Origin of the sequence: Pseudomonas sp. BW16M2, assembly GCF_014268865.1 — a bacterium.
In the GTDB taxonomy this organism is placed as follows: domain Bacteria; phylum Pseudomonadota; class Gammaproteobacteria; order Pseudomonadales; family Pseudomonadaceae; genus Aquipseudomonas; species Aquipseudomonas peradeniyensis.
In genome coordinates this window covers 43,315-68,633 of the sequence record NZ_JABWRI010000030.1, presented here as the reverse complement: position 1 = coordinate 68,633, position 25,319 = coordinate 43,315, and the positions used below count along the sequence as shown (strand labels likewise).

Genomic DNA, 25,319 nt, shown 5'->3' with positions numbered 1-25,319 from the left:
ATGTTCGACACCACCCCCTCGCGCGGCACGGCCGGCGCGCAGCCCGACGTTTTACCCGAGAACTGGCACCACGATGCCCCGTTCGACGCCGACCAGTGCATCCATGGCCTGTTCGAGGCCCAGGTGCGGCGCGTGCCGCAGGCCATTGCCGTGCGCTTTGGCGAGCTGGCACTGACCTACGCCGAGCTCAACACACAGGCCAACCGCCTGGCCCACCACCTGCGTACCCTGGGGGTCGGGCCAGATGTGCGGGTCGGCCTGTGCCTGGCGCGTTCGCCGGCCATGCTGGTGGCTGTGCTCGCCGTGCTCAAGGCCGGTGGCGCCTACGTGCCGCTGGACCCTGGCTATCCGCGGGCGCGCCTGGCGCACATGCTGGTTGACAGCGCCCCGGCAGTGTTGCTCAGCCATGGCCCGGCCCGGGCTGCACTCGATGGTCTGGCAGCGGCCTCGACACTGCTCGATCTCGACGACAGCGCGGCCTGGGCCGAGCTTGCGTCCCATGACCCGGACCCGCGAGCGATCGGGCTGACGCCCAACCACCTGGCCTATGTGATCTACACCTCCGGCTCCACCGGCACGCCCAAGGGGGTGATGGTCGAGCACCGTGGCCTGGTCGCCCTGGGCGCGGCCTGGGCGCAGCTGTATCCACTGCGGGCGCCGCTCAATCACCTGCAGATGGCGGGTTTCTCCTTCGATGTGTTCAGCGCCGACCTGATCCGCGCCCTGGGCTTCGGCGGCACCCTGGTGCTGTGTCCACGCGACACGCTGATGGACCCGCCCGCGTTGTACCGGCTGCTGCGCGAGGCGCAGGTGGGCTTCGGCGACTTCGTGCCGGCGGTGCTCGACCCGCTGCTGGATTGGGTCGAGGCGAACGGCCACGACCTGGCCTTTCTGCGCACGGTGGTCTGTGGCTCGGATGTCTGGAGTGCCCATAGCGCCCGCCGGCTGCGCCGTCTGTGCGGCGAACGGGTGCAGCTGGTGCAGGCGTACGGCGTCACCGAGGCGAGCATCGACAGCACCTGCCACGAACTGCCGGCGCACGAGGTGGCTGATGCTGTGCTGCCTATCGGTCGACCACTGGCGAACTGCCGCGTCTATCTGCTTGATGCGCGAGGGCAGGCGAGCGAGGAGGGTGAGTTGTACCTCGGCGGCGTCGGGGTCGCGCGCGGCTACCTGAACCTGCCGCAACTGACCGCCGAGCGTTTCATCGACAACCCCTTCGTGGCCGGCGAGCGCCTGTACCGCACCGGCGACCTGGCGCGCCTGCGCGGCGATGGCCAGCTCGAATTCCTTGGTCGCGGCGACCAGCAGGCCAAGCTGCGCGGCCTGCGCCTGGAGCTGGGCGAGATCGAGGCGCGCCTGGCGCAGGTGCCCGGCGTGCGGCAAAGCCTGGTGCTGCTGCGCCAGGATACGCCCGGCGAGCCCCGCCTGGTGGCCTACTTCGCCCAGCAGCCGGGCGCCGGGCTGAGCCCGGCGGCCCTGCGCGAGCAGTTGGGCGAACACCTGCCGGACTACATGCTGCCGAGCGCCTACGTGCAACTGCCTGCCTTGCCGCTGACCGCCAACGGCAAGTTCGACCGCGTCGGCCTGCCCGCGCCGGACGCCGCTGCCTTCAAGCAACGTGACTACCAGGCGCCGCAGGGGGCGCTGGAAACCAGCCTGGCGGCGATCTGGGGCGAGGTGCTGGGGGTTGCGCACATCGGCCGCGACGATCACTTCTTCGCCCTGGGCGGCCATTCGCTGCTGGTGATGCGCGTGCTGGCCCGCGTGCGCCAGGACCTGGGGCGCGAAGCCGCACCGGTGGCGCTGTTCGAAAGCCCGCGGCTCGTGGACTTCGCTCAGCGCCTGCAGGCCAGCCGGGACGAGGCGCGGCTGCCGATCGAGGCAGTCGAACGCACGGGTGCGCAAACGTTGTCGTCCGCCCAGCGCCGGTTATGGTTCCTGGCGCAGATGGAGGGTGGCAACGCCGCCTACCACATGCCGCTGAACCTGCGTCTCAAAGGTGCCTTGCAGGTGCAGGCGCTGGCGGACAGCCTGGACAAGCTGGTGGCGCGCCATGAGGCACTGCGCACTACTTTCCTCAGCGTCGAGGGTGAGGGCCGACAATGTGTCGGCGCCGAAGACCAGGGCATGGCCCTGGTCCAGGTCGACCTGCAGGGCCTGCCCGATGCCTCGGCACGCCTGGCCGCGCTGATCGAAGAGGAGGGCGCAAGACCGTTCGACCTGGCCAAGGGGCCGCTGATGCGCGCCTGCCTGGCGCGCCTGGCACCGGACGAGCACGTGCTGCTGCTGACCCAGCACCACATCATCTCCGACGGTTGGTCGGTGGGCGTGCTTACCCGCGACCTGGAAACCCTGTATGGCGCCGCCGTGCAAGGTATCGAAGCGACACTGCCGGCGTTGCCGGTGCAATATATGGATTACGCTGCCTGGCACCCACGCTGGCTGGCGGGCGAGCGGCTGGAGGGCCAGCGCCGGTACTGGCAACAGGCGCTGGAAGGCGCGCCGCCGCTGCTGACACTGGCGACCGACCATCCGCGCCCGACGGTGCAGGATTACCGTGGTGGATTCGTGCCGCTGATGCTGGATCGCGAGCTGACCACGCGCCTGAAGGTGCTGTGCGGTGCCCATGGCGGCACGCTGTTCATGGGCTTGCTGAGCGCCTGGTCGCTGCTGCTGATGCGCCTGTCCGGGCAGGACGACGTGGTGGTCGGCGTGCCCACGGCCAACCGTCCGGACCCGGCGTTGGACGGGCTGGTCGGTTTCTTCGTCAACACCCTGGCGCTGCGCATGACCCGCAGGGGGGCGCCGACCTTGGAGCAGTGGCTGCGCCAGGCCCGGCAGGTGACCGTGCAGGCCCAGGCTCACCAGGACCTGCCGTTCGAGCAACTGGTGGAGTTGCTCAACCCGCCGCGCAGCCTGGCCTACAGCCCGGTGTTCCAGGTGCTGTTCGCCTGGGAACAGGACCAGGGCCAGACCCTGGCCTTGCCCGGGCTGGACATCAGCCCCGTGCCGTGCAGCCAGCCGGTGGCGAAATTCGACCTGCAACTGGCCCTCAGCGAACGTGATGGCCAGATTGTCGGTGGGCTGGAGTACGCCAGCGGATTGTTCGAACGCGCCACCGTGGCGCGTATCGGCGAGTACCTGCGCCGCTTGCTGGAAGGCATGGTCGACAACCCCGGACAGTCCATTGCTACCCTCGAGCTGCTCGATGCCGCGCAGCGCGTGCAAGTGTTGGACCGCTTCAACCGCACGGCCCGCGACACTGCCGGCCAGCCGGATTGCATGGCGCGCCTGACGGCCATCGCCCGCCAGAGGCCGGATGCCGTGGCGCTGGTCGCCGACGGGCAGTCGCTGAGTTATGCCGAGCTGGACCGCGCTGCCAACCGCTTGGCCCAGTATCTGGTCGCCCGAGGCATTGGCCCCGAGCAGCGGGTGGGACTTTGCATGGAACGCTCAGCGCAGATGGTCGTCGGCCTGTTGGCGATCCTCAAGGCCGGCGCCGCCTATGTGCCGTTCGATCCCGCGTACCCGGCCGACCGGCTGGCCTTCATGCTCGCCGACGCAGCGCCCAGCCTGGTGCTGACCCAGGCCTCGCTGCGCCCGGGCCTGCCGCAGGCGGTCGAGCTGCTGTGCCTGGACGCCGACGCCGCGCGCTGGGCCGACTGCCCGGACAGCGAACCGCCGGTGACGGTCCATCCCGAGCACCTCGGCTATGTGCTCTACACCTCCGGCTCGACCGGCCGCCCCAAGGGCGTGGCCCACAGCCGTCGGGCCCTGGACAACCTGATTGCCTGGCAACTGGAGGACGCACCAACGCCTTGTCGCGTACTGCAGTTCGCCTCGCTGAATTTCGACGTGTCGTTCCAGGAGATCTGCAGCACCCTGTGCCAGGGCGGCACCTTGCAGTTGATGAGCGAGGTTGAACGCAAGGACTTGGCCACCCTGCGTCCGACCCTGGTGGCCCAGGGTGTAGGGCGTGCGTTCCTGCCGTTCGCCGTGCTGCAACAACTGGCCGCCGTGACCGAGGCCGACGCGCCGATGCCGCCCGGCGGCTGCGAGATCGTCACCGCCGGCGAGGCGCTGCAGGTCAATGACGCGTTGCGCGCCTTCGTCCGTGGCCTGGGCGGTGCGCGCCTGCGCAACCAGTACGGCCCGACCGAGACCCATGTGGTCAGCCAGTTCAGCCTCGATTGCGTCGATGCCGAACACTGGCCTGAGTTGCCTGCCATCGGCAAGCCGATTGCCAATGCCCGGCTCTACGTGCTGGACGGCGACCTGAATCCATTGCCGGTGGGTGTCCCGGGCGAGCTGTATATTGCAGGCGACTGCCTGGCACGTGGCTACCTCAACCGCCCACTCCTGAGCGCCGAGCGCTTCCTGCCCGACCCGTTCAACCCACAGCCCGGCGCGCGCATGTATCGCAGCGGCGACCTGGCCCGACTACAGGTCGATGGCAACGTGCAGTACCTGGGACGTGCGGACCAGCAGGTCAAGCTGCGCGGTTTCCGTATCGAGCTGGGCGAGATCGACAGCCTGTTGCGCCAGCAGCCGGGCGTGCAGGACACAGCCGTGCTGCTGCGCGAAGACATCCCCGGCGATCCGCGCCTGGTGGCCTACGTGGTGGGCAGCGGCGATCCGCAAACCCTGCGCGCCGCCTTGCAGCGCCAATTGCCCGAGCACATGCTGCCCGGCGCCTGGGTCAGCCTCGCGCAGCTGCCGCTGACCCGCAACGGCAAGCTCGACCGCCAGGCGCTGCCGGCGCCCGAGCGTGGCGGCGCGGCGCATTTCGAGCCACCACGCAACGAGACCGAGCGGCGCATGGCCCAGGTGTGGGCCGAGGTGCTCAAGTGCGAGCGGGTCGGCATTCATGACAACTTCTTCGACCTGGGCGGCCACTCGCTGCTGGCCACGCGCCTGGTCTACGCGATCAACCAGCGCCTGGGCGCGCAGCTGTCGCTGAGCAGCCTGTTCCAGGCACCGGTGCTGATGGAGCTGGCCGCGCAGGTCGGGGTGACGCAAGAGACCCATGGCGGACCCCAGGCGCAGGCCCTGCAGGCCGACCCGGCCGGACGCCATGCGCCGTTCCCGCTCACCGACATCCAGCAGGCCTACTGGTTCGGCCGTGAGGCCAGCGTAAGCCTCGGCGGGGTCAGCGCCCATGGTTACGAGGAATGGCGCATCCCCGATTTCGATGTGCCGCGCTTCGAGGCGGCGCTGAACCGGATGATCCAGCGCCACGACATGCTGCGCGTGGTGTTCCTCGACGATGGCACCCAGCAGGTGCTGGAACAAGTGCCGGTTTACCAGCTGGCCCGCCGCGACCTGCGCGGCAGGAGCGGCGAGGAAGCCCGGAGTGCCCTGATGGCTGTCCGCGAGCGCCAGTCGCACCAGGTGCTCGATGCCAGCCGCTGGCCGCTGTTTGACTTCAGCGTGTCGCTGCTAGATGACGGCATCAGTCACCTGCACATCAGCCTCGACGCCCTGGTGGTCGATGCCGCCAGCACGCAGATCCTGGCCCGTGAGCTGATGGGGTACTACCACGAGCCCGAGCTGCAACTGCCCGAGCCGGGCGTGACCTTCCGCGACTATGTGCTGGCCGAGCGACGCTTGCGTGCCGACTCGTCCTATGAACGCGCCCTGGACTACTGGCGCGGGCGGATCGAGACCCTGGCCCCCGCCCCGGACCTGCCACGGGTGTGCCAGCCGGAAAGCATCGCCAACCCGCACTTCACCCGCCGCGACCGCGACATGCCGGCAGCGCAGTGGAGCCGTCTCAAGGCCATGGCCCGGCAGTTCGGCGTCACCCCGTCGGTAATGCTGCTGACCGCGTTCAGCGAAGTGCTGGCGCTGTGGAGCCGCCAGCCGCGCTTCACCCTCAGCCTGCCGCTGTTCAACCGCTTGCCGCTGCACCCGCAGGTGGATGCGATCATCGGCGACTTCACCTCCCTGGTGCTGCTGGAAGTGGCCATCGACGGCAACGCCAGCTTCACCGACAAGGCCCGCGCCGTGCAGGCGCGCCTGTGGCAGGACATCGACCACTCGGTGGTCAGTGGCGTGCGTGTACTGCGCGAGCTGTCCCAGGCCCGCGGCGTGCAGCAGACGGCGATGCCGATCGTGTTCAACAGCACCCTGTCGGAAGCGGCGCCGGAGCTGGCCGAGTTCAATCTGGGCGACGCTCTTGGCGCGACGCTGGAACACAGCATCACCCAGACCCCGCATGTGTGGCTCGACCACACCCTGCTCGAACTCGAAGGTCGCCTGCTGTTCAACTGGGACAGCATCGATGCGCTGTTCCCCGAGGGCATGATCGGGCAGATGTTCGCCGCCTACAATGCGCTGCTCGACCGTTTGCTCGCCCCTGATGCCTGGGCCGCCAGCACGCCGCAGTTGCTGCCCCAGGCGCGCCTGCCGCAGGCGCCACCAGCGCCACGGGATCTGCCGTTGCTGCACGCGCTGTTCGAGCGCCAGGCCCTGGCCACGCCACAGGCCATCGCGGTGCTGGGTGCCCGTGAGCTGAGCTACGGTCAATTGCGCCAGGAGGCCCGACAGCTGGCCGCGCAGTTGCAATCCCGTGGCGTGCAGCCCAACCGGCTGGTCGCCGTGGTGATGGAGCGCGGCTGGGAGCAAGTGGTGGCGACGCTGGCGATCCTCTATGCCGGCGGTGCCTACCTGCCCATCGACCCGAGCCTGCCCGGCGCGCGTTTGCGCCATATCCTCGAGCGCGCCGAGGCCAGCCTGGCGCTGACCCAGCCGTGCCTGCTGGAGCGGGTGGCGTGGCCGACGCAGGTCACCGTGCTGCCGGTCAGCGACCAGATAGACAGCCCGGGTGAACCACTGCGCGACGTGCAGGTGCACCCCGATGACCTGGCCTACGTGATCTACACCTCCGGCTCCACCGGCACGCCCAAGGGCGTGGTGATCGACCACCAGGGCGCGGTGAACACCTTGCTCGACATCAACCGCCGCTTCGCCGTGGGCCCGCAGGACCGTGTGCTGGCCATCTCGTCGCTGAGCTTCGACCTGTCGGTGTACGACTTCTTCGGCACCCTGGCGGCGGGCGCGGCGGTGGTCATGCTCGAACCGCAGCTGAGCCTGGATCCCGCGCACTGGACCACGCTGCTCGAACGGCACCGGGTCAGCCTGTGGAACTCGGTGCCGGCGCTGCTGGGCATGCTGGTGGAATACCTGGAGGGCGAGGGCAGGGTGCTGCCGGCGAGCCTGCGCCTGGCCATGCTCTCCGGCGACTGGATCCCGCTGGCACTGCCCGAGCGCGCCCGGGTGTTGCGTCCAGGCTTGCAACTGATGAGCCTGGGCGGAGCCACCGAAGCGTCGATCTGGTCGATCGGCTACCCGATCGAGCAGGTCGATCCGGCCTGGCGCAGCATTCCCTATGGCCAGGCGCTGGATCACCAGCGTTTCCATGTGCTGGACGAGGCACTGCAAGTGCGCCCGACCTGGGTCACCGGCCACCTGTACATCGGTGGCATCGGCCTGGCCAAGGGCTACTGGCGCGACGAGGCGCTGAGCGCCAGGAGCTTCTTCGACCATCCGCTGACCGGCGAGCGCCTGTACCGCACCGGAGACCTGGGGCGCCTGCTGCCGGATGGCAACATCGAGTTCCTCGGTCGTGACGACAACCAGGTCAAGGTCCAGGGTTATCGGATCGAACTGGGCGAGATCGAGGTGGTGCTCAACCGCCACCCCGGCGTGCACAGCGCGGTGGTGCGCATCCTCGGCGAGGCCCAGGCGCAGAAGCGCCTGGCCGGCTACGTGCTCAGGGCCGACCCGGCGCTGCAGGCCGGCGACTTTGCTGGCTACCTGGCCGACAAGCTGCCGGCGTACATGGTGCCGGCGTCCTTCACCTTCGTGGAGGCCTGGCCACTGTCGGCCAATGGCAAGGTCGACAAGAGCCGCCTGCCCGAACCCGAGCAGGTCCAGGCCGGCGGCAGGGCGCTGGAACTCGAAGGGCCGCAGGAGCAGCGCCTGGTGGCCATCGTCCAGCAGGTGCTGGGCAGGGCGGATATTGCCGCTGACGCCAACCTGTTGAGCCTGGGCGCCACCTCCATCGACATCGTGCGCATCAGCAACGCGCTGTCGAGCGAGCTGCGCTTCCGCCCCCATGTGGCGAACCTGCTGGCGCAGCCGACCTTGCTAAACCTGTTGGCGCTGTACCGCCAGCGCCAGGAGCAGAGCGAGTCACCGAGTACCAGTGTCGACGCCGTGCTGGACGATCCGCAGCAGCGCGCGGCGTTCAAGGCCGAGCAGCGCGCACGGCGACACTTTGCCAGCGACACGCCGCAGGTGGCCCTGGCGCTGCCGGCCGACCCTGCTTTCGCCCGGCGCTACCGCGACTATCGCTCGGTGCGTCAGTACCTGGAACAGCCCATTGCCGAGCAGGCGTTCGCCGAACTGCTGGCGGTGCTGGCCCAGGGGCAGCTGGACGGCGAGGCGAAGTACCTGTTCCCGTCGGCGGGCGGCGCGTACCCGATCCAGACCTACCTCTACATCAAGCCCGGCCGGGTGCTGGGCGTACCGGGCGGTGCCTACTACCACGATCCGCTCGGGCACCGCCTGGTGGCCATGGGCGCCGGCGAGCTCGACCCGGACATCTACGACTTCTTCGTCAACCGCCCGGTCTACGAGGGCGCGGCGTTCGCGCTGTTCTTCGTCGCCGACCTGGCAGCGATCCGTCCGCTGTACGGCGAGGGCAGCCATGACTTCTGCCTGATCGAGACCGGCGCCATGGCGCAATTGCTGACCATGGCCGCAGCCGACCTGGGGCTGGGCCTGTGCGGCGTCGGCTCGGTGGAGACGCGGCAGCTGGCGACGCTGTTCGACCTGGGCAGCAGCCATTCACTGATCTACTCGATGGTCGGCGGCGTACGTGCGCCTCACACGCCACAACGCACAGCACCGGAAGCACTCGCAATCAAGGCGCAGGACGACAATGACATGGAGGAATTCGAAGTATGAACGCCCATCAACTGCTGGCGTTTTTCGACCGCCATGGCGTGGCCCTCGAGGTGGACGGCGACAAGCTGCGCTGCAAGGCGCCCAAGGGGTTTCTCGACGAGGCCCTGATGCAGGCGCTGAAGACCCACAAGCAAACGCTGATCGCCTTGCTGGCCCGGCCTGACGACAACGCGCCGATCCCGCGTCGGCCAGACGGTCAGGCCCGTTTCCCGTTGTCGTTCTCACAACGACAACTGTGGTTCCTCGACAAGCTGGAGCCGGGCAACCCGTTCTACAACGTGCCCTCGGCGGTGCGACTCAACGGACGGCTGGACGTGGCCGCGCTGGAACGGGCCCTGAACGCGCTGATCGAGCGCCACGCCATGCTGCGCACCACCTTCGCCAGCGTCGATGGCGAACCGCAGCAGGTGGTGCACGCCAGCAGGCCGCTGAGCCTGGCGGTGCTCGACCTGCGCGAGTTGCCCGAGCTCGAGCGCCAGGCCCGCCTGGCCGAAGCGGTGGATGCCGAGGCCCGCGCCCCGTTCGACCTGGCAAGCGGCCCGCTGCTGCGGGCACGGCTGGTGCGACTGGCCGATGAGGACCATGTGTGGCTGTACAGCGTCCACCATATCGTCGCTGACGGCTGGTCGATGGGCGTGATCCAGCACGAGATCGCCAGCCTCTACAGCGACTTCCTGCGCGGCCAGCCGCCGAGCCTGGCACCGTTGCCGGTGCAGTACGTCGACTACGCCTGCTGGCAGCGGCAACGCCTGGATAGCGAGGCGCTGCAGGGCCAGCTCGACTACTGGCGCCGCGCCCTGGGCGACGCGCCAGTGCTGCTGGACCTGCCCAGCGATCGCCCGCGTCCGCGGGTACAGCGTTTTGTCGGTGCCACTTTCAGCTCGACGGTGGACGGCGACACCCTGGCCGAGCTCGAGGCGCTGGCCCGGCATACCCAGGGCACCTTGTTCAATGTGTTGCTCGCCGCCCTGGACGTGCTGCTGTGGCGCTACAGCGGCCAGCACGACCTGTGCGTGGGCACGCCGTTCGCCAACCGGGGCAGGGCGGAGCTGGAGCCGCTGATCGGACACTTCGTCAACACCCTGGTGATCCGCCAGCGGCTCGATCCGCAACAGACCTTCGCCGAGCTGCTGCGCGAGGTGCGGGCGAACATGCTGGAGGTCCATGGGCACCACGATGCGCCGTTCGACCGGGTGGTCGAGGCGCTCAACCCGCCCCGCGACCCCGGCCATTCGCCGCTGTTCCAGGTGATGATGGTGTTGCAGAACACCCCCGGCGCCACGCTGGCCATGCCCGGCCTGGAACTGTCGCCTCATGGCACCGGCAGCGCCACGGCCAAGTTCGACCTGGCCTTCGAGTGGGTGGCGCGCGACGGCGCGTTGCACCTGCTGGTCGAGTACAACACCGACCTGTTCGACCGCACCACCATCGAGCGCCTCAGCCACCATTACCGCGAGTTGCTCACCCAGGTGGCCGCCGAACCCAAGCAGCCGCTGCACGCGCTGTCGCTGATGGATGCCGACGAGCGTGAAACGGTGCTGCATACCTGGAACCAGGCGCCCGCCCTGCAGGGACCGATCGACTGCGTGCATCACCTGGTCGAGACACTGGCGGCGCGGCAACCGCAAGCCTGCGCGGTGGTTTTCGAGGGCCAAACCCTCAGCTATGCCGAGCTCAATGCCCAGGCCAACCGCCTGGCCCGCCACCTGCGCACCCTGGGCGTTGGGCCGGATGTCCGCGTGGCCGTGTGCATGGAGCGCTCGCTGGAACTGCCGGTGGCGCTGCTGGCGGTGCTCAAGGCCGGTGGCGCCTATGTGCCGCTGGATCCGGACTATCCGGTCGGGCGCCTGGGCCACATGCTTGGCGACAGCACCCCCGTGGCGCTGCTGACCCTGGGTTCGGCCCGGGCGACCCTGCACCAGGCCATGCAGGCCTGTGGCTGGGAGGCGCCGCTGATCGACCTGCAGGCCGACGCGCCCGGCTGGGCTGAACGGGACGGCGACAACCTGGCGCCCCACGAGGTGGGCGTGACGCCCGAGCACCTGGCCTACGTGATCTACACCTCCGGTACCACCGGCCTGCCCAAGGGCGTGATGGTCGCGCACCGTGGGCTGGCCAACTTGCTGGTCTGGTGCCTGGGCGTCTGCGGCGAGGCCGGGACGATGCTGCACAAGATCCCGTTCGGCTTCGACGCCTCGGCTTGGGAGACCTTCTGGCCGCTGGCCACTGGTGGGCGGCTGGTGATCGCCCGGCCCGGCGGGCATTTCGAGCCGGGTTACCTGGCGCGGCTGGTGTGCGAGCGGCAGGTCACGGCGATGGTCTTCGTGCCGGCAATGCTGCAGCTGTTCCTGGAGGTGGAGGAGGCCAGCCAGTGCCACAGCCTCACCGACGTGTTCTGCGGCGGCGGCGAGCTGACGTCGGCCCTGGCGCGGCTGCTGCGCGCTCGACTGCCGCAGGCGCGGCTGCACAATGTCTATGGCCCCACCGAGACCACGGTGATCAACAGCATCTGGACCCTGGCGCCGGGCGATGAAATCCCGGCGTTGCGCCTGCCGATCGGCAGGCCCATCGCCAACAACCGCTTCCATGTGCTCGACGCCTTTGATGCACCGGTGCCGCCCGGTGTCACCGGCCACCTGCATATCGGCGGCGTGGGCGTGGCCCGCGGCTACCTGGGGCTGCCGGCGCTGACCGCCGAGCGCTTTATCGACAGCCCGTTCGTGTCGGGCGAGCGCCTGTACCGCAGCGGCGACCTGGCGCGCTATCGCGCCGACGGCCAACTGGAGTTCCTCGGCCGTGACGACTTCCAGGTCAAGCTGCGTGGCGTGCGCCTGGAACTGGGGGAAATCGAGGCGCGACTGCAGGCCTTCCCCGGCATCGCCTCCTGCGTGGTGCTGATGCTGGGCGAGGAGGCCCAGCACCAACGGCTCGTAGCCTGTTGCGTGACGAGCGCCACGCTGGACGAGCAGGCGGTACGTGCGCACCTGGCCGAGACCCTGCCCAGTGCCGTGCTGCCTAGTGCCTACCTGTGGCTCGACGGCATGCCGCTCACCGCCAACGGCAAGGTCGACCGTCAGGCCTTGGCCGAACGCGCGGACCATGACCTGGCGGCGCGCCAGGTCAACCTGAGCAGCCCCCGCGACCCTATCGAGCTGGCCCTCTACCAGATCTGGAAAAGCCTGCTGCTGGCGCCGCAGATCGGCATCCGCGATAACTTCTTCGCCGTCGGCGGCACCTCCATCGCGGCGATCAAGATGGCCTACCAGATCGGCCAGGCGTTCAATGTCGAGGTACCGGCACGGGTGGTGCTCGGCCATCCGACCATCGAAGCCCTGGGTGGCTGGCTGCGGACCGGATCTAGCATTCAGGTGGACAATGGCAACCTGATCACCTTCCGCAGCGGTGACGGGCAGCGCAACGTGGTGTGCATCCACCCGGCCGGCGGCACCGCGTTCTGCTACCTGTCCCTGGCCAAGGTGCTGCCCGAGGCGGTCGGCGTGTACGGCGTGCAGTCGCCGGGGCTCAACCCCGGGGAGGCCACCGAGCCCACGGTCGAGGCGATGGCCGAGGCCTACCTGCGCCAGATCGAGCCCTTGCTGGAGCGGCCGCTGGTGCTCACCGGGCTGTCGTTCGGCGGCCTGGTGGCCTACGAGATGGCCCGGCGCCTGCGCGAGGCCGGGCGGGCGTCGGTCAGCGTGGTGCTGCTCGATACCCAGGGCTCGGACGATCCGGCCTTCCGCGGGCAGATCGGCACCGTCGACATGGCCGAGTTCCGTGACAAGCTGGTGCGCTTCAACGGCATGTACCCCGGAATCGAGGACGCCCAGGTCGAGCGCTATTTCCACCTGTACAACCACAATCGCCTGGCCATGGCCGCCTACACCTGTCCGCCGCAGGCCGGGCGGGTGGTGCTGGTGCAGGCCCGTGAAGACCTGCCGCGTGGCCAGTTGCGCGCCTTGCGCGGGTTCTGGCGGCGTCGCGCCGCCGACGGCTACCTGGCCACCCTGGTGCAGGGGGGGCATTGGGACATGCTCGAAAGCGCCGAGATTCATCGGGTCTCACGGACGATCCAGCGCGAACTGCAACGTTTCGATGCCCAGGAGGGGAAATGATGAGCGTGCTCCAGGAAACCGTGCTCGCGCGTTTTGCCGCCCAGGTGCAACGAGATCCGCAGGCCCTGGCGGTGATCGACCGACAGCTGCACATGACTTACGCCGAGCTGGCCAGCGCCAGTGAGCGCATCGCCCGGGGGCTGCAGGCGCGGGGCGTATTGCCGGGCCAGGCCCTGGCGCTGTACCTGCCGCGCGGCTGGCAATGGCTGGCGGCACTGCTTGGCGCGCTCAAGGCCGGCGCCGTGGTGATGCCGCTGGATCGGGCCAGCCCCGCCGAGCGCCGCGGGTTGATGCTGGCCGATGCCGACTGCGTGGGCGTGCTCAGCCTCGCCGATGCGCCCCAGGGTTTGCCGGGGCCGTGGGAGGCCAGTGTCGAGGCGTTGCTGGACCACCCGGATCAACCGGCCCAGCCGTTGCCGGAGCGCTTTGCCGAGGTCATGTGGCTGTTCTACACCTCCGGCACCACCGGGGTGCCCAAGGGCGTGGAGGTCGGCGAGCGCGGGCTGCTGCGCCTGGCGCAGGCCGGCAGCTATATCGACATCCGCCCCGGCCAGCGTTTCGCCTGCCTGTCCAACCCGGCGTTCGATGCCTGCAGCTTCGAGTTGTGGGCGCCGTTGCTCAATGGTGGTTGCGTGGTGATGGTCGCCGACGAGGACGTGCTCGACGCCCGCCGGCTGGCCCGGCTGCTGCAGGTACAGCAAGTCGATACCCTGTTCATCACGGTGTCGCTGTTCAACACCCTGAACGCGCAGTACCCGGCGTGCTTTGCCAGCCTGCGCCAGGTGCTGACCGGTGGCGAGCAGGTCAGCCCGGTGGCGGTGCGTGCCTGGTACCAGGCCAACCCGGACAGTGCCTGCCGCCTGTTCAACGTCTACGGCCCCACCGAGTGCACCACCTTCGCCCTGTGCCACCCCATCCCGCGCGACTTCAGCGGCGACAGCGTGCCCATCGGCCTGCCGCTGCCGGACACCGGCATGCAGGTGCTCGACCCACGCCAACAGCCGGTGGCGCCGGGAGCAGTCGGCGAGCTGTACCTGAGCGGCAGCGGCGTGGCCCGTGGCTACCGCAACCGCCCCGAGGAGACCGCGCGCGCTTTCGTGCGCCTGCCGGCGCTGGATGGCGGGCGGCATGTGCACTACCGCACCGGCGACCTGGTGCGGGTCAACGACCAGGGGCAGGTCGAATGCCAGGGGCGGGTCGACCGGCAGATCAAGGTTCGCGGTTTTCGCATCGAGCCGGGCGAGGTGGAGCAGCGCCTGCTCGAACACCCCCAGGTGGCCCAGGCCTACGTCTGCAGCCGCCGGCAGGCTGCCGAGGACCATCAACTGCTGGCCTTCCTGGTGCCGTGCGGGGAGCTGGACTATCGCGTGTTCGACGCCTACCTGCGTGCCCACCTGGCGTCCTGGATGCGCCCGCACCAGTTGTTCCGGGTGCCAGGCCTGCCACTGACGGCCAATGGCAAGATCGACCAGGAGCGCCTGCTTGCCCAGGCCGACACTCCCTGGCGACCGCCTGTCGAGGCAGGCGAGCACTCGCCGGCCCTGGACTGGCTGTTGCAGCAGGCGCGCACGCTGCTCGGGCAACCCGCCCTGGGGGGCCAGGACGACTGGCTAGGCAGCGGCGGTGATTCGCTCAGGGCCATGCGCCTGAGGTCGGCGATCCGTGACCGCTGGCAGCAGGAAATCTGCATTGCGACGTTGCTCGGCGAGCCGTTCGCGGCCTTGGCCGAGCGACTGCAGAGCGGGCAGGGCATGACGCCGGCCTATCCCCCCGCGCCGGCCGCGCAAGGCGCCCGTCGCGGTCCGGCTAGTGCCGAGCAGCGCCGGCTGTGGCTGGAGCAGCAGCGCGTGCCCGACTCGACCGCGTACAACGTGCCCATGGTCCTGCACCTGGCCGCAGGCGCTGATCCGCAGGCCCTGGCCGAGGCGGTGAGGCGACTGGTGGCCAGGCACCCCGCGCTGCGCACGGCTTTCGTGGCGGGCGCCGACGGTCCGGAGCAGGTCGTCTGCGAGCAGGCGGCGGTGTGCCGGGTGCTTGCAGCGGGCGCGCTGGACGACAGCACCTGGCCAGCCTTTGCCAGCCTGGTGTTCGACACCCCGTTCGAGCTGGCAAGCCCCACGCTGCTGCGCGCCTGGGTGGCGCCACACGCCGACGGCAGCTGCCGCCTGCTGCTGAACCTGCACCATATCGTCACTGATGGCTGGTCGATGAACCTGCTGTTCGACGACCTGGCCAGCCTGTACCAGGATGCCCTGCAGGGACAGGAAAGCGCAGCAGCCACGCCGACACTGGACCCGCTGGACTTCGCCTCGTGGCAGCGGCAGTGGAGCGTCAGCCCGCACTACCGGGAGCAGCGCCGCGCCTTGGCCACGCTGCACGCCCGTCACGGCGAGGCGACCCCGCCGCGGCCAGCCAGGCACCCCGGACAAACAGGAGGGCGGCTGTATCGCCAGCCCTTGGGCGAACGGCGCAGCGCTGCGCTCGAACGTTTTTGCAGCGAGCAGCGCCTGACCCGCTTCGACGTGTTGTTCAGCGTCTTTGCCTGGAGCCTGCACGCCCTGGTCGGCTGCGAGCGTCCACGGATCGCCAGCCCGGTGGCCAACCGCCCGCTGGCCCAGTTCGAGGCCAGCGTGGGCATGTTCGCCAACACAGTGCTGATCCCGACCGATCTGCAGGGCACGCAAGCGCTGGGCGAGCAGCTGCGCCGACAGACCGCCACCGTGCGTGACGTGCTGGCCTTGCAGGACGTGGCCCTGGCTGATCTGGTCGAGGACCTGCGGCTGTCCTCCGACCAGGCCCTGTTCGACTACCTGTTCGTACTGGAGAACACCGACTACGCCAAGCTCGCCGCCGCACCTCTGCGGGCCAGCCTGGAGCCGTACCCGACACCCCAGGCCAAGTGTCCGCTGACCTTGCTGGTAGTGGGCGGCGAAGGGCCGTTGGAGTGCTGGTGGGAGTACCAGTGCAGCCATTTCGACGCCCATGAGGTGGCCGCGCTGGACCAACTGCTGCAGCGGGGGCTGGATTTGCTGCTGGAAGACCCTCGGGCGACCCTCGACAGCCTGGTGGCGCCTTATCGGCAAAGCCTGCCGCCGGCCAGCGAAGGCCTGGCCGCCACGCTGCCGTTCGCCACGCTGGCCGACTGGTTCGAGCATCAGGCGCAGCAGACTCCCGAGGCCACCGCGCTGGTGGCCGGACAGCTGCAGTTGAGCTACGCGCAACTGAATGCGCTGGCCGACACCCTGGCGGCGACCTTGTCCAGCCAGCACGCACGCGACGAGTCGGCGACCATGGTGCTGTTCCTGGCGCCGTCGGTGGAGCATGTGGTGGCCTTGCTGGCCCTGGCCAAGCTCAATATCACCGCCGTGCCGCTGGACCCGAACTACCCCGTTGCGGTGCAGCGCCAGGTGCTGACCCAGGCGCGCCCGGACTGCGTGCTGTTCAGCAGCGCCACGGAAACCGTCCTGGCCGCGCTGGACGTCGAGCTCCTCAGCCGTCACCGGGTGGACCTCGACGCGCCGGCACGGTCCCTGGAACGCCTGCGCCACAACGGCGAGCGACCGCTGTACACCTTGTTCACCTCGGGCTCGACCGGCACGCCGAAGGGGGTGCAGGTGGCCGACCGTACCCTGTGCAACCTGTTGTACTGGCAGCGCCACGCCGGCCAGTTGCCGGCCCGTTCGGTGACCTTGCAGTTTTCCATGCTGTCGTTCGACGTGGCGTTCCAGGAGCTGTTCGGCACCCTGTGCGGCGGCGGTTGCTACCACCTGATCGAGCCCCACTGGCGCCAGGACTCCCAGACGCTACTGGCGTACCTGCAGCAGGCGCGTATCGAGCGGCTGTTCCTGCCCTGCGTGGCCTTGCAGCACCTGGCGCAGACCGCCGTCGCCCAGGGCATCTACCCAGCGGCCCTGCGCGAGGTGGTGACGGCCGGCGAGCAGTTGCTGTGCAGCGAGGCGTTGCGCAGTTGGTTCGGCGGCATGCCGAAGGCCCGCCTGTTCAACCACTATGGCCCCACCGAAACCCATGTGGTCAGCGCCTACCGCTTGCCAGCGCAGGTGAGCGACTGGCCGCTGCGCGCGCCAATCGGGCAGGCGGTCGACAATGCCCGGCTGCTGCTGGTGGACGCCTATGACCGTCCCGTACCCCCTGGCAACCAGGGCTACCTGCTGGTGGCAGGGGCGATGGTCGCCCGCTGCTACCTGGCAGATGTGGCGCTCAACGCCGAGCGTTTCGTCGAACTGCCCCAGGCCGACGGCAATCGCTGCCTGTATTACCGCACCGGCGACCTGGCCTGGGTCGATGCCCAGGGCTGCCTGCACTACGTGGGTCGCGACGATCAGCAGGTCAAGCTCAGTGGCCATCGCCTGGAACTGGGGCAGGTCGAGGCGGCACTGATGGCGGTGGCCGGGGTGGCCAACGCGGTGGTGACGGTGCAGGGCGAGCCCGCGCGCCTCACCGCCTATCTGCAACTGACCGGCATACCGCCCTCGGCACAGGATCTCGATCGCCAGGTGGCGCGGCATTTGCCGGCCCATGTGCGCATCGACCAGTACCGACGCCTCGACAGCTGGCCGCGCACGCCCAGCAACAAGGTCGACCGCAAGGCGCTGGCCGGGCAGGGCGAGGCCCTGGAGCGGCGGCGCGTGCAGGCAGCCACCTTGACCCCGCTGGAAAACCAGCTGGCCGCGCTGTTCCGCGAGGTGATCGGCCACGACATCGAGCCGACGCAGACCTTCTTCGAGGCGGGCGCCACCAGCCTGGGCCTGATGCGCCTGCAGGCGCGCTACGCCCAGGCCTTGCCCGGCGCGCCGAGCATGGCCGAGCTGTTCGAGCACGTGACGATCCGCCGCCTGGCCGCGCACCTGGCCCGTGCCGAGGCCGCACCGCAACGCCTGGAGCGCACGGTCACCGCTGGCGAGCAGCCGATGGCGATCATCGGCATGGCGGTCAACGTGGCCGGTGCCCGCGACCTCGGCGAGTTCTGGACGATGGTCCAGGGCAATGCGCTGGGCATCGAGCACTTCCAGGCCGGCGAAGGCCTGGTCGGCGCACGCAGCCAACTGCAGGGCATGCTCGACTTCGACCCCGAGTACTTCGGCATCAGCCGCCAGGAAGCGCGGCTGATGGATCCGCAGCAACGCCACCTGCTGATGGCCTGCGTACAAGCCCTGCAGCATGCCGCCATCGTGCCGGCGGCGGGCGGCCCGCGCATCGGCCTGGTGGCCAGTTGTGGCGAGACCACCTACTTCCAGCAGCTGCTGCGCGAAAACGGCGAGGGCGAGCTGCCGGATGGCTTCCAGCTGGCCCTGCATCACGACAAGGACTTCCTCGCCACCAAGGCCGCCTACCACCTGGACCTCACCGGGCCGGCGCTGAGCGTGCAGGCCGCCTGCGGCAGTTCGCTGATCGGCGTGCACCTGGCCTGCAACCTGCTGCGCCAGGGCGACAGCGACGTGATGCTGGCGGCCGGCGTGCTGATCGACCCGACCCTCAGCGACGGCTACCGCCACCGTTCGCAGCACATCTTCTCCCGCGACGGGCTGTGCCGGCCGTTCAGCGAGGATGCCAGCGGTACCCTCGGCGCCAGTGGCTACGGGGTGGTGGTGCTCAAGCCCCTGGCCCGCGCCCGTGCCGACGGCGACCGCATCTATGCGCTGGTGGAGGGCTCGGCACTGAACAACGATGGCCGCGGCAAGATGAGCTACACCGCGCCGTCGGTGGCCGGGCAGGGCGCGGTGATTGCCCAGGCCCTGGAAAGAGCCGGGGCCGCAGGTGCCGACATCGGCTATGTCGAGGCCCACGGCACCGGCACCTTGCTCGGCGATCCGGTCGAGGTCGCCGCGTTGGCCCAGGCATTCGGCGAGGCGCCGGCGGGCAGTTGCGCCCTGGCCTCGGTGAAGAGCCAGATCGGCCACCTGGGCGCTGCTGCCGGCGTGGTCGGGCTGATCCGCGCCACGCTGGCGGTGTACCACGGGGTGATCCCGCCGAACCTGGGCTTTTCCCGGATCAATCCGCAGATCGACCTGGCGCGCTCGCCGTTCCATATCCCGACCACGGCATGTCCCTGGCCGGCGGGGCGGCGACGCATGGCCGGGGTCAGCAGCTTCGGCATCGGCGGTACCAATGCCCATGTGATCGTCGGTGCCGTGCAGGCGGAGCCACAGGAGCCTGAAGATGCAACACCGTTGTTGCTGCTGTCCGCCCATAGCCGTGAGGCACTGGAACGCGACATCGCCGCCACCGATGCCTGGCTGCGCGCCAACCCCGGGCAGGCACACGCGGTGTTGCGTCACCTGCAGGCCGGTCGCCGGCAGGGGCGTTGGCGCTTTGCGGCGCCGTACCGGGCGGGCGACGCCTTGCCGTTGTCGGCCATCCGCGAGGTCACGCCAACGCAGGCGCGGCTCAAAGCCAGCGAAAACGCACCTGATGACCTGCTGACGGCGTGGTACGAAGGCGCGCAGATCGAATGGCCGGGCCGTTCGGCGCCGCCGCCCTGGAACCTGCCGCCTGCGTCATTCGATCTGCAGCCCTTCCACTTCCAAGGTCAAGCGGCAGCGCAGCGCCAGCCGCTGGCCGACTGGTTCCATCAACGGCAGTGGCAGCGGGTGCGACGGCTGGGCACATCCATGGCGCAGGGTGTCCGGCAGACGCTGGTGGTGTGCGTCCGCGAGGCCATCGACGACGTATTGCTCGCAACCCTGGGCCGTGCCTACCGGCGAGTCGTGCAGGTGCAGGCAGGCCAGGGCTACCGCCAGCTCGCCACGGATCGCTTCGAGCTCGATGTGCTCGACGTCCAGGCGCTGGGGCGGTTGCTCGAGGCGCTGCCGGGTGAACTGGATTGGCTGCACGCCTTGCCCTTGTCGGTGACCGGCGCGGTGGACGAACAAAGCCTGGCGGCGGCCCAGTGGGCCTGCCTCGATACGCCCAGCAGCCTGCTGCAGGCCTGGGGCCAGGCACCGCGCGACGCCGACCTGCGCCTGTGGCTGCTGTCCTGGCAAACTTGCGCGGTGCAGGGCGCGGTGGCGCGTCCGGAGCTATCGGCCCTGGCCGGGGTGACCGAAGTTGCGCCCCAGGAATACCCGCTGCGCTGCCACTGGCTGGACTGCCCGAGCCCATCGCTGGGCGAGCATGCCAACGCCCTGGCCACGTTGCTGGCCGAGCCCGAGGCATTGCCCCGGCGCATGGCGCTGCGCGAAGGCTACCTGTGGCGGCCGCGCCTGGTGCCAAGCCCGCTGCCGTCGCCCGCGGCGCCAGGCCTGGCCGAGCGCGGCACATACCTGATCCTGGGGGCTGGCGGCATCGGCCGCACCCTGTGCCAGCACCTGCTGCGCGCAGCGGACCGGCGCGTGGTGCTGCTGTCGCGTTCGCCGGTAGCGGACCTGGACCACGAGCGGGTCGATTGGGTGCAGGCCGATCTTGCCGACCTGCAGCGCTGGCCCCAGGTCCTCGAGGCGCTGGTCCAACGCTACGGGCGTTTCGACGGGGTGATCCACGCCGCCGGCATCGGCGCCGGCAGCCTGATTCGGCAGCGCGATGCTCGGCAGATGGCGATCGCCATGGCCGCCAAGACCCACGGCTTGCTTGCCGTGGAGGCGCTGATCGCACGGATGGCACCGGATTTCGTGTTGTACTGCTCGTCCATGTCGGCGCTGTTCGGCGGTGCCGGTCACCTCGACTACGCCGCCGCCAACGCCGTGCTCGACGGCTTCAGCCACTACCGCGCAGCGGGCGACGAAGGCTGCCTGCGCCTGGGCATCAACTGGGACATCTGGTGTGATACCGGCATGGCCACGCGCGGCAACGGCAACGATGCGGCGCACCAGCAGCACCTGAAGGTCGGCCTGTCGGCGCAGGAGGGCTGCGAAGTGTTCGAGCGCGCCATGGCGGCGCAATTGCCCCAGGTGCTGGTCTCGACCACGGCACTGCACAGCGCCCGGCGTTTCTATCCACGCCGTCATGGTGCCGTGGTCGCACCGGTCGACGAGCAGCCGCGCCAGGACGATCTGCCGACACTCCTGCGCGAATGCCTATGCCAGTGGCTGGGCGTGGACTCGCTGGAGGACGATGCCTCCTTGTATGACCTCGGCGCCGATTCCCTGACCCTGCTGGACCTGATCGACGAACTGCAGCACGCCACCGGCGTGGTCGTGCAACTGTCCCAGTTCAGCCCCCATGTCAGCCTGCGCGAGGTGCTGGCCCTGGTGGACGCGGACTCAGGCCAGGCCGCATGCGGCAGCGATCCGTGGCGCGAGGCGCTGCGCATCGATCCGTGGCAGCAGGGCGATGGTCGCCAATACCTGTACCTGATCCACCCGGTCGGTGGCGATGTCCAGGCCTACCGCGAGCTGGCCGCGGTGCTGCACCCGAGCCTCGGCGTGCGGGTGATCGCCGACCCGGTGCTGCGCCAGCCTGAACTGGCCAACCTTTCACTGGCGGCGCGGGCGCAGCTGTACCTGGAGGCGATACAGGCCGACCTGCCCGATGGCGCAAGCTGGGGGCTGCTCGGTTGGTCCTTCGGCGCCTGGGTGGCCCAGGCCATGTGCGCGTTGGCCTGTGAAGCCGGGCACGAGCCACCGACGCTGTACCTGGTCGATCCACCTGCGCCGGACGCCGGGACAGAGTTGCGGCAGATCGACGAAGGGCAGATCCAGCAGGTGTTCGAACAGGAGTTCGCCCTGCGCAACGGCGAGTCGGACGGCGCGCGCTATCTGGAGCGCCTGGTGACCTGCTGTCGCAACAACCTGGCAAGCATGCTGGGGCATGCGCCGGCAACGCAGGCCGGCCCGACCGGGCGCCTGTTCATCGCCACGCACCCCAACCCCTATGGCATCGGCAGTGGCTGGCAGACCCAGGACTTGCGCCAGGCCTGGCAGGCCTTGCTGCCGGACCTGGACAGCTGGACGACGTTGGATACCGACCACTATGGCATCGTCACCGGCCCCTGGGCCCGGCAGATTGCCGAGGCAATCAATGCCGACCTGCTCAGGCAGGAGGAGCGTGTCCATGGTGCCTGAACACGCCACGCCACCGGCGTGGCTGAGCCCGCTGCTGCGGGTATTGGGGGCCGGGCCCTTGGTGCAGCCGATGGACCGTGAGGCGTATTGGCGACTGCTGCACCTGTGGCAAGCCGAGGTGGTGCTGCCGCTGCTCGCCGAGGCGCTCGCCGAACACGCTCCGGCCGTGGTCACGCTGCAACGTCTGCACCAACGTGCCAGCCTGGGCCTGCGCGGGCGGACCGGTGAGTGGCGCGCTGCGCTCAGGCCGGTGCTGTTGCCAACGTTTCGCCGGGCCTACGACTTCGAGAGCGCCCATGCCCAGGCCTATGACAGCGCCCTGGCCTACGGTCAGGCACCGTCCAACCAGGCAATGATCGCCGGGCAGTTCGGCGACGCTGAGGCATTCGCCCGACACTATGCACAGCTGAGTACCGAGGCCAATGCCCAGGCATTTGCCACGGCCAACGCGGCGGCCAGCAGTGAGGTCGCTGCCCGCGCCTATGCCCACGCTGACGAACAGGCGTGCGCCAGTGTTGTCGGCGCCTTGGCGCGGGTCTGCGGTTGGGCCTGCGCGACCTCGATCGAGCAACGCATGGCGCGAGTGACGCAACTGGCGGCGGGGCTCCAGCGCCTGGCGAGCCAACTCAATCAACACACATCAGGGAGGGAAGCATGGATCAACAGGGATTGAGCGCCATCGAGCGGATTGCCGGCGCCCAACGCGCGCCGTACCGCAGTATCAGCGTGGAACGGCTGACACCGATCATCGGCGCCGAGATCGGCGGGGTCGACCTGTCGCGCAGCTTGCCGTCGGAGCAGCTGGTGGAGATCCGCCGGGCGTTCCTGGAAAACCATGTGCTGGTGTTCCGCGACCAGCAACTGAGCGTCGAGCAGCACAAGGCCTTCGGTCGGCTGTTCGGCCAGCTGCGCGCCTTGCCCCTGGAGGACATCGACGGCGACGACCCGGAACTGGTGGTGATCCGCGCCAACGCCCAGTCGCGTTTCGTTGCCGGCGAAACCTGGCACACCGACGGCACCGCCGACCCGGAGCCGTCCATGGGCTCGATGCTGTATGTGAAGGAAACGCCGGCCATCGGCACGGGCGGCGACACCCTGTTCGCCAACATGCACCTGGCGCTGGAGATGCTGTCGCCGGCGATGCAGGGGTTTCTCGGCACCTTGACGGCCATTCATGACGGCGAGATCCCGTGGAAGGGCTACACGCCGCCGCCAGGCCTGCCCAAGACCGAACACCCGGTGGTGGTGCGCCATCCAGAGACCGGACGAGCCTCGCTGTTCGTCAACTCGGGCTTCACCTCGCATATCGTGCAGTTGTCCGCCGGCGAGAGCCAGGTGCTGCTGGGGATGTTGTTCGACCTGGTGGCCCGCGAGCCGGTGCTCAGTTGCCGGGTACGCTGGGCGCCGGGGACCCTGGTGTTCTGGGACAACCGTTGTACCCAGCACCATGCAGTGTGGGACTACTTCCCGCATTCGCGGTATGGCGAGCGGGTGACGATTCTTGGCGGGCGGCCACAGGCCTAGGCCATCTGCCGCAACAACTGGTCGAGCACCAGCTCGCCAAAGGCCAGGTTGCCATGCAGCGGATCATCGACTTCACAGAACTCGATCCGCTGCAGCCCCCGGTCGTCATTGGCGGCCTCCCGCACATCGACCAGCTCGACGCCCAGGGCGCGCAGGCGCTCGACCAGCCGGGCCTGGGCGGCCATGAACACTCGCGCGTCGGACATCGGCGGCACCCGTTGCGGCGGCAGCACGGCGTATACCTTCAGGTCCAGGGCCAGCGCCTGCTCGTAGAACGCCAGGGCAGGGCGCGACAGGGTGTCGATGATTGTGGCGAACAACGGGCCTTCGAGAAAACCGAGGTCGAACTCGCCGTCCGCGCCCTGGTAGCACAGCCAGTTCTGGGTGGTGGCCAGGTAATGCACGCTCAGGCCGATGCTGGACACCAGCGGCCCGGGAATCCGTCCGAGATTGGGGGCGTCGAGCTGGGCAAGGGCCTGGCGGTACAGCTGTTCGATCTCGGGGTCGCGCATTGCCACGTCGTCCGCCGTCAGGCGGAAGAAGTCGACGCCGAAATCGCGCCCGGCACCCAGCGGCCCACCACCGAACGCCAGTCCCCTCGTCCTGGCGGCCAGGCCGACGACACCGACATGGGAGTCGCCCAGCAGCAGGAAACTAGGCGTAGTAGTCGAGTCTGGCGTCTTCACAGACAAGGTCCTCGCTGGCCAGGGATGGAGTGGCGGTGGGGGCTGCCGGCACGGTTTCGCCATCCAGGCCGGCAAAGAACTGGCGCATCACGAAGGCCACGCCCTCGGGCGTCACCTCGCGCTGGTTGGGCTGGTAGAAGGCGCCCTTGAACGGCGTGCCGGTGATGATCTCGTAGGAGGGGAAGTAGTCCACGCCGGGCAGGTCCTGGCACAGCTGGCCAGCGACGGCGCGCAGCACCGATTTGGAATAGGTGGTGGCACTGAGTACATGTTCGCCAGTGGCGCTGGCGGTCAGCGGCACCGGTGAGACGGTGAGCAGCAACTTCAGGTCCGGGTTCACGGTACGCATCAGCGCGATGGCGTCGGTCATGGCCTGGTAGCTGTCGTTGAAGCCGAAGTTGCGGAACACGTGTACCTGCGGGTCGAACTCACCGCGCACGGTGCCCGGGCACACCGGGTACAGCACGCCCGTGTCGCGGTTGGCCCAGGCCTCGGTCAGGCCCAGGGTGAAGACGAACACCTTGGCGCGGCGCAGCGCCAGGCGAATCGCCGCCAGGGTCTGCTCCCGTGCGTCGAACAGTGCCTGCTCGCTGGCAAAGCCGGCCGCATCCAGCGCCGGTCGGAACGGATCGAAGAAGCGCCCGTCGTGCTGCCAGGTTTCGCTCGACTGTGGCTGCCTGCCCAGCGCCCACTCCAGCCACTGGCGCAGCATCGCCGGGGTATAGAGGTTGCCGGTGCGGAACGAAAAAACGCCATACTGTTGCGCCTTGCGTTCCTGCTCGGTCATCGCGGCCGGCGCCGGCTCCGCGTCGAGCCAGTTCATCCCGCGCGCCACCAGGGCCTGGCCGATGTGCTGGGCGAAGCAGGAACCTGCGGTGACGATGGCGTCCTTGGCGTCGATCTCGAAGGCGGGCGACCACAGTTCGCCGATCCGTTCGGCGGGCCGCTCGGCGATAGCCGTGCGCCAGAAGGCGCGGGGTGGCAGGCATTGGTAGGGGTTCATG

General features: G+C 69.3%; 7 protein-coding genes. 5 read left to right on the top strand and 2 right to left on the bottom strand.

The genetic code is table 11. From position 1 onward, the window contains the following. The 5 genes from HU735_RS21970 to HU735_RS21940 are packed head-to-tail and all read left to right on the top strand — an operon-like array spanning position 1 to position 23,629. Positions 1-8,976, top strand: coding sequence for a non-ribosomal peptide synthetase (locus tag HU735_RS21970; RefSeq protein ID WP_186715298.1), 8,976 nt, complete (start codon positions 1-3; stop codon positions 8,974-8,976). Beyond that, positions 8,973-13,088, top strand: coding sequence for a non-ribosomal peptide synthetase (locus HU735_RS21965; RefSeq protein ID WP_189657122.1), 4,116 nt, complete (start codon positions 8,973-8,975; stop codon positions 13,086-13,088). Before HU735_RS21970 ends, HU735_RS21965 begins: the two co-directional genes overlap by 4 nt. After that, a complete protein-coding gene (locus HU735_RS21950; protein ID WP_186715294.1) occupies positions 13,085-22,105 on the top strand; it encodes a non-ribosomal peptide synthetase in 9,021 nt (3,006 codons plus the stop codon). The genes HU735_RS21965 and HU735_RS21950 overlap by 4 nt, the downstream gene beginning before the upstream one ends. Continuing rightward, entirely contained in the window at positions 22,095-22,778 is a 684-nt protein-coding gene (locus HU735_RS21945) for a hypothetical protein (protein ID WP_186715292.1), read from the top strand. Before HU735_RS21950 ends, HU735_RS21945 begins: the two co-directional genes overlap by 11 nt. Continuing rightward, positions 22,760-23,629, top strand: coding sequence for a TauD/TfdA family dioxygenase (locus HU735_RS21940; RefSeq protein ID WP_186715290.1), 870 nt, complete (start codon positions 22,760-22,762; stop codon positions 23,627-23,629). The genes HU735_RS21945 and HU735_RS21940 overlap by 19 nt, the downstream gene beginning before the upstream one ends. On the opposite strand, the gene HU735_RS21935 is transcribed toward HU735_RS21940, so the two are convergent. Next, a complete protein-coding gene (locus HU735_RS21935) occupies positions 23,626-24,315 on the bottom strand; it encodes a hypothetical protein (protein ID WP_186715286.1) in 690 nt (229 codons plus the stop codon). The genes HU735_RS21940 and HU735_RS21935 overlap by 4 nt on opposite strands. Further along, a complete protein-coding gene (locus HU735_RS21930; protein ID WP_186715285.1) occupies positions 24,284-25,318 on the bottom strand; it encodes a GSCFA domain-containing protein in 1,035 nt (344 codons plus the stop codon). Before HU735_RS21930 ends, HU735_RS21935 begins: the two co-directional genes overlap by 32 nt. Between the last annotated feature and the right edge of the window lies 1 nt (position 25,319).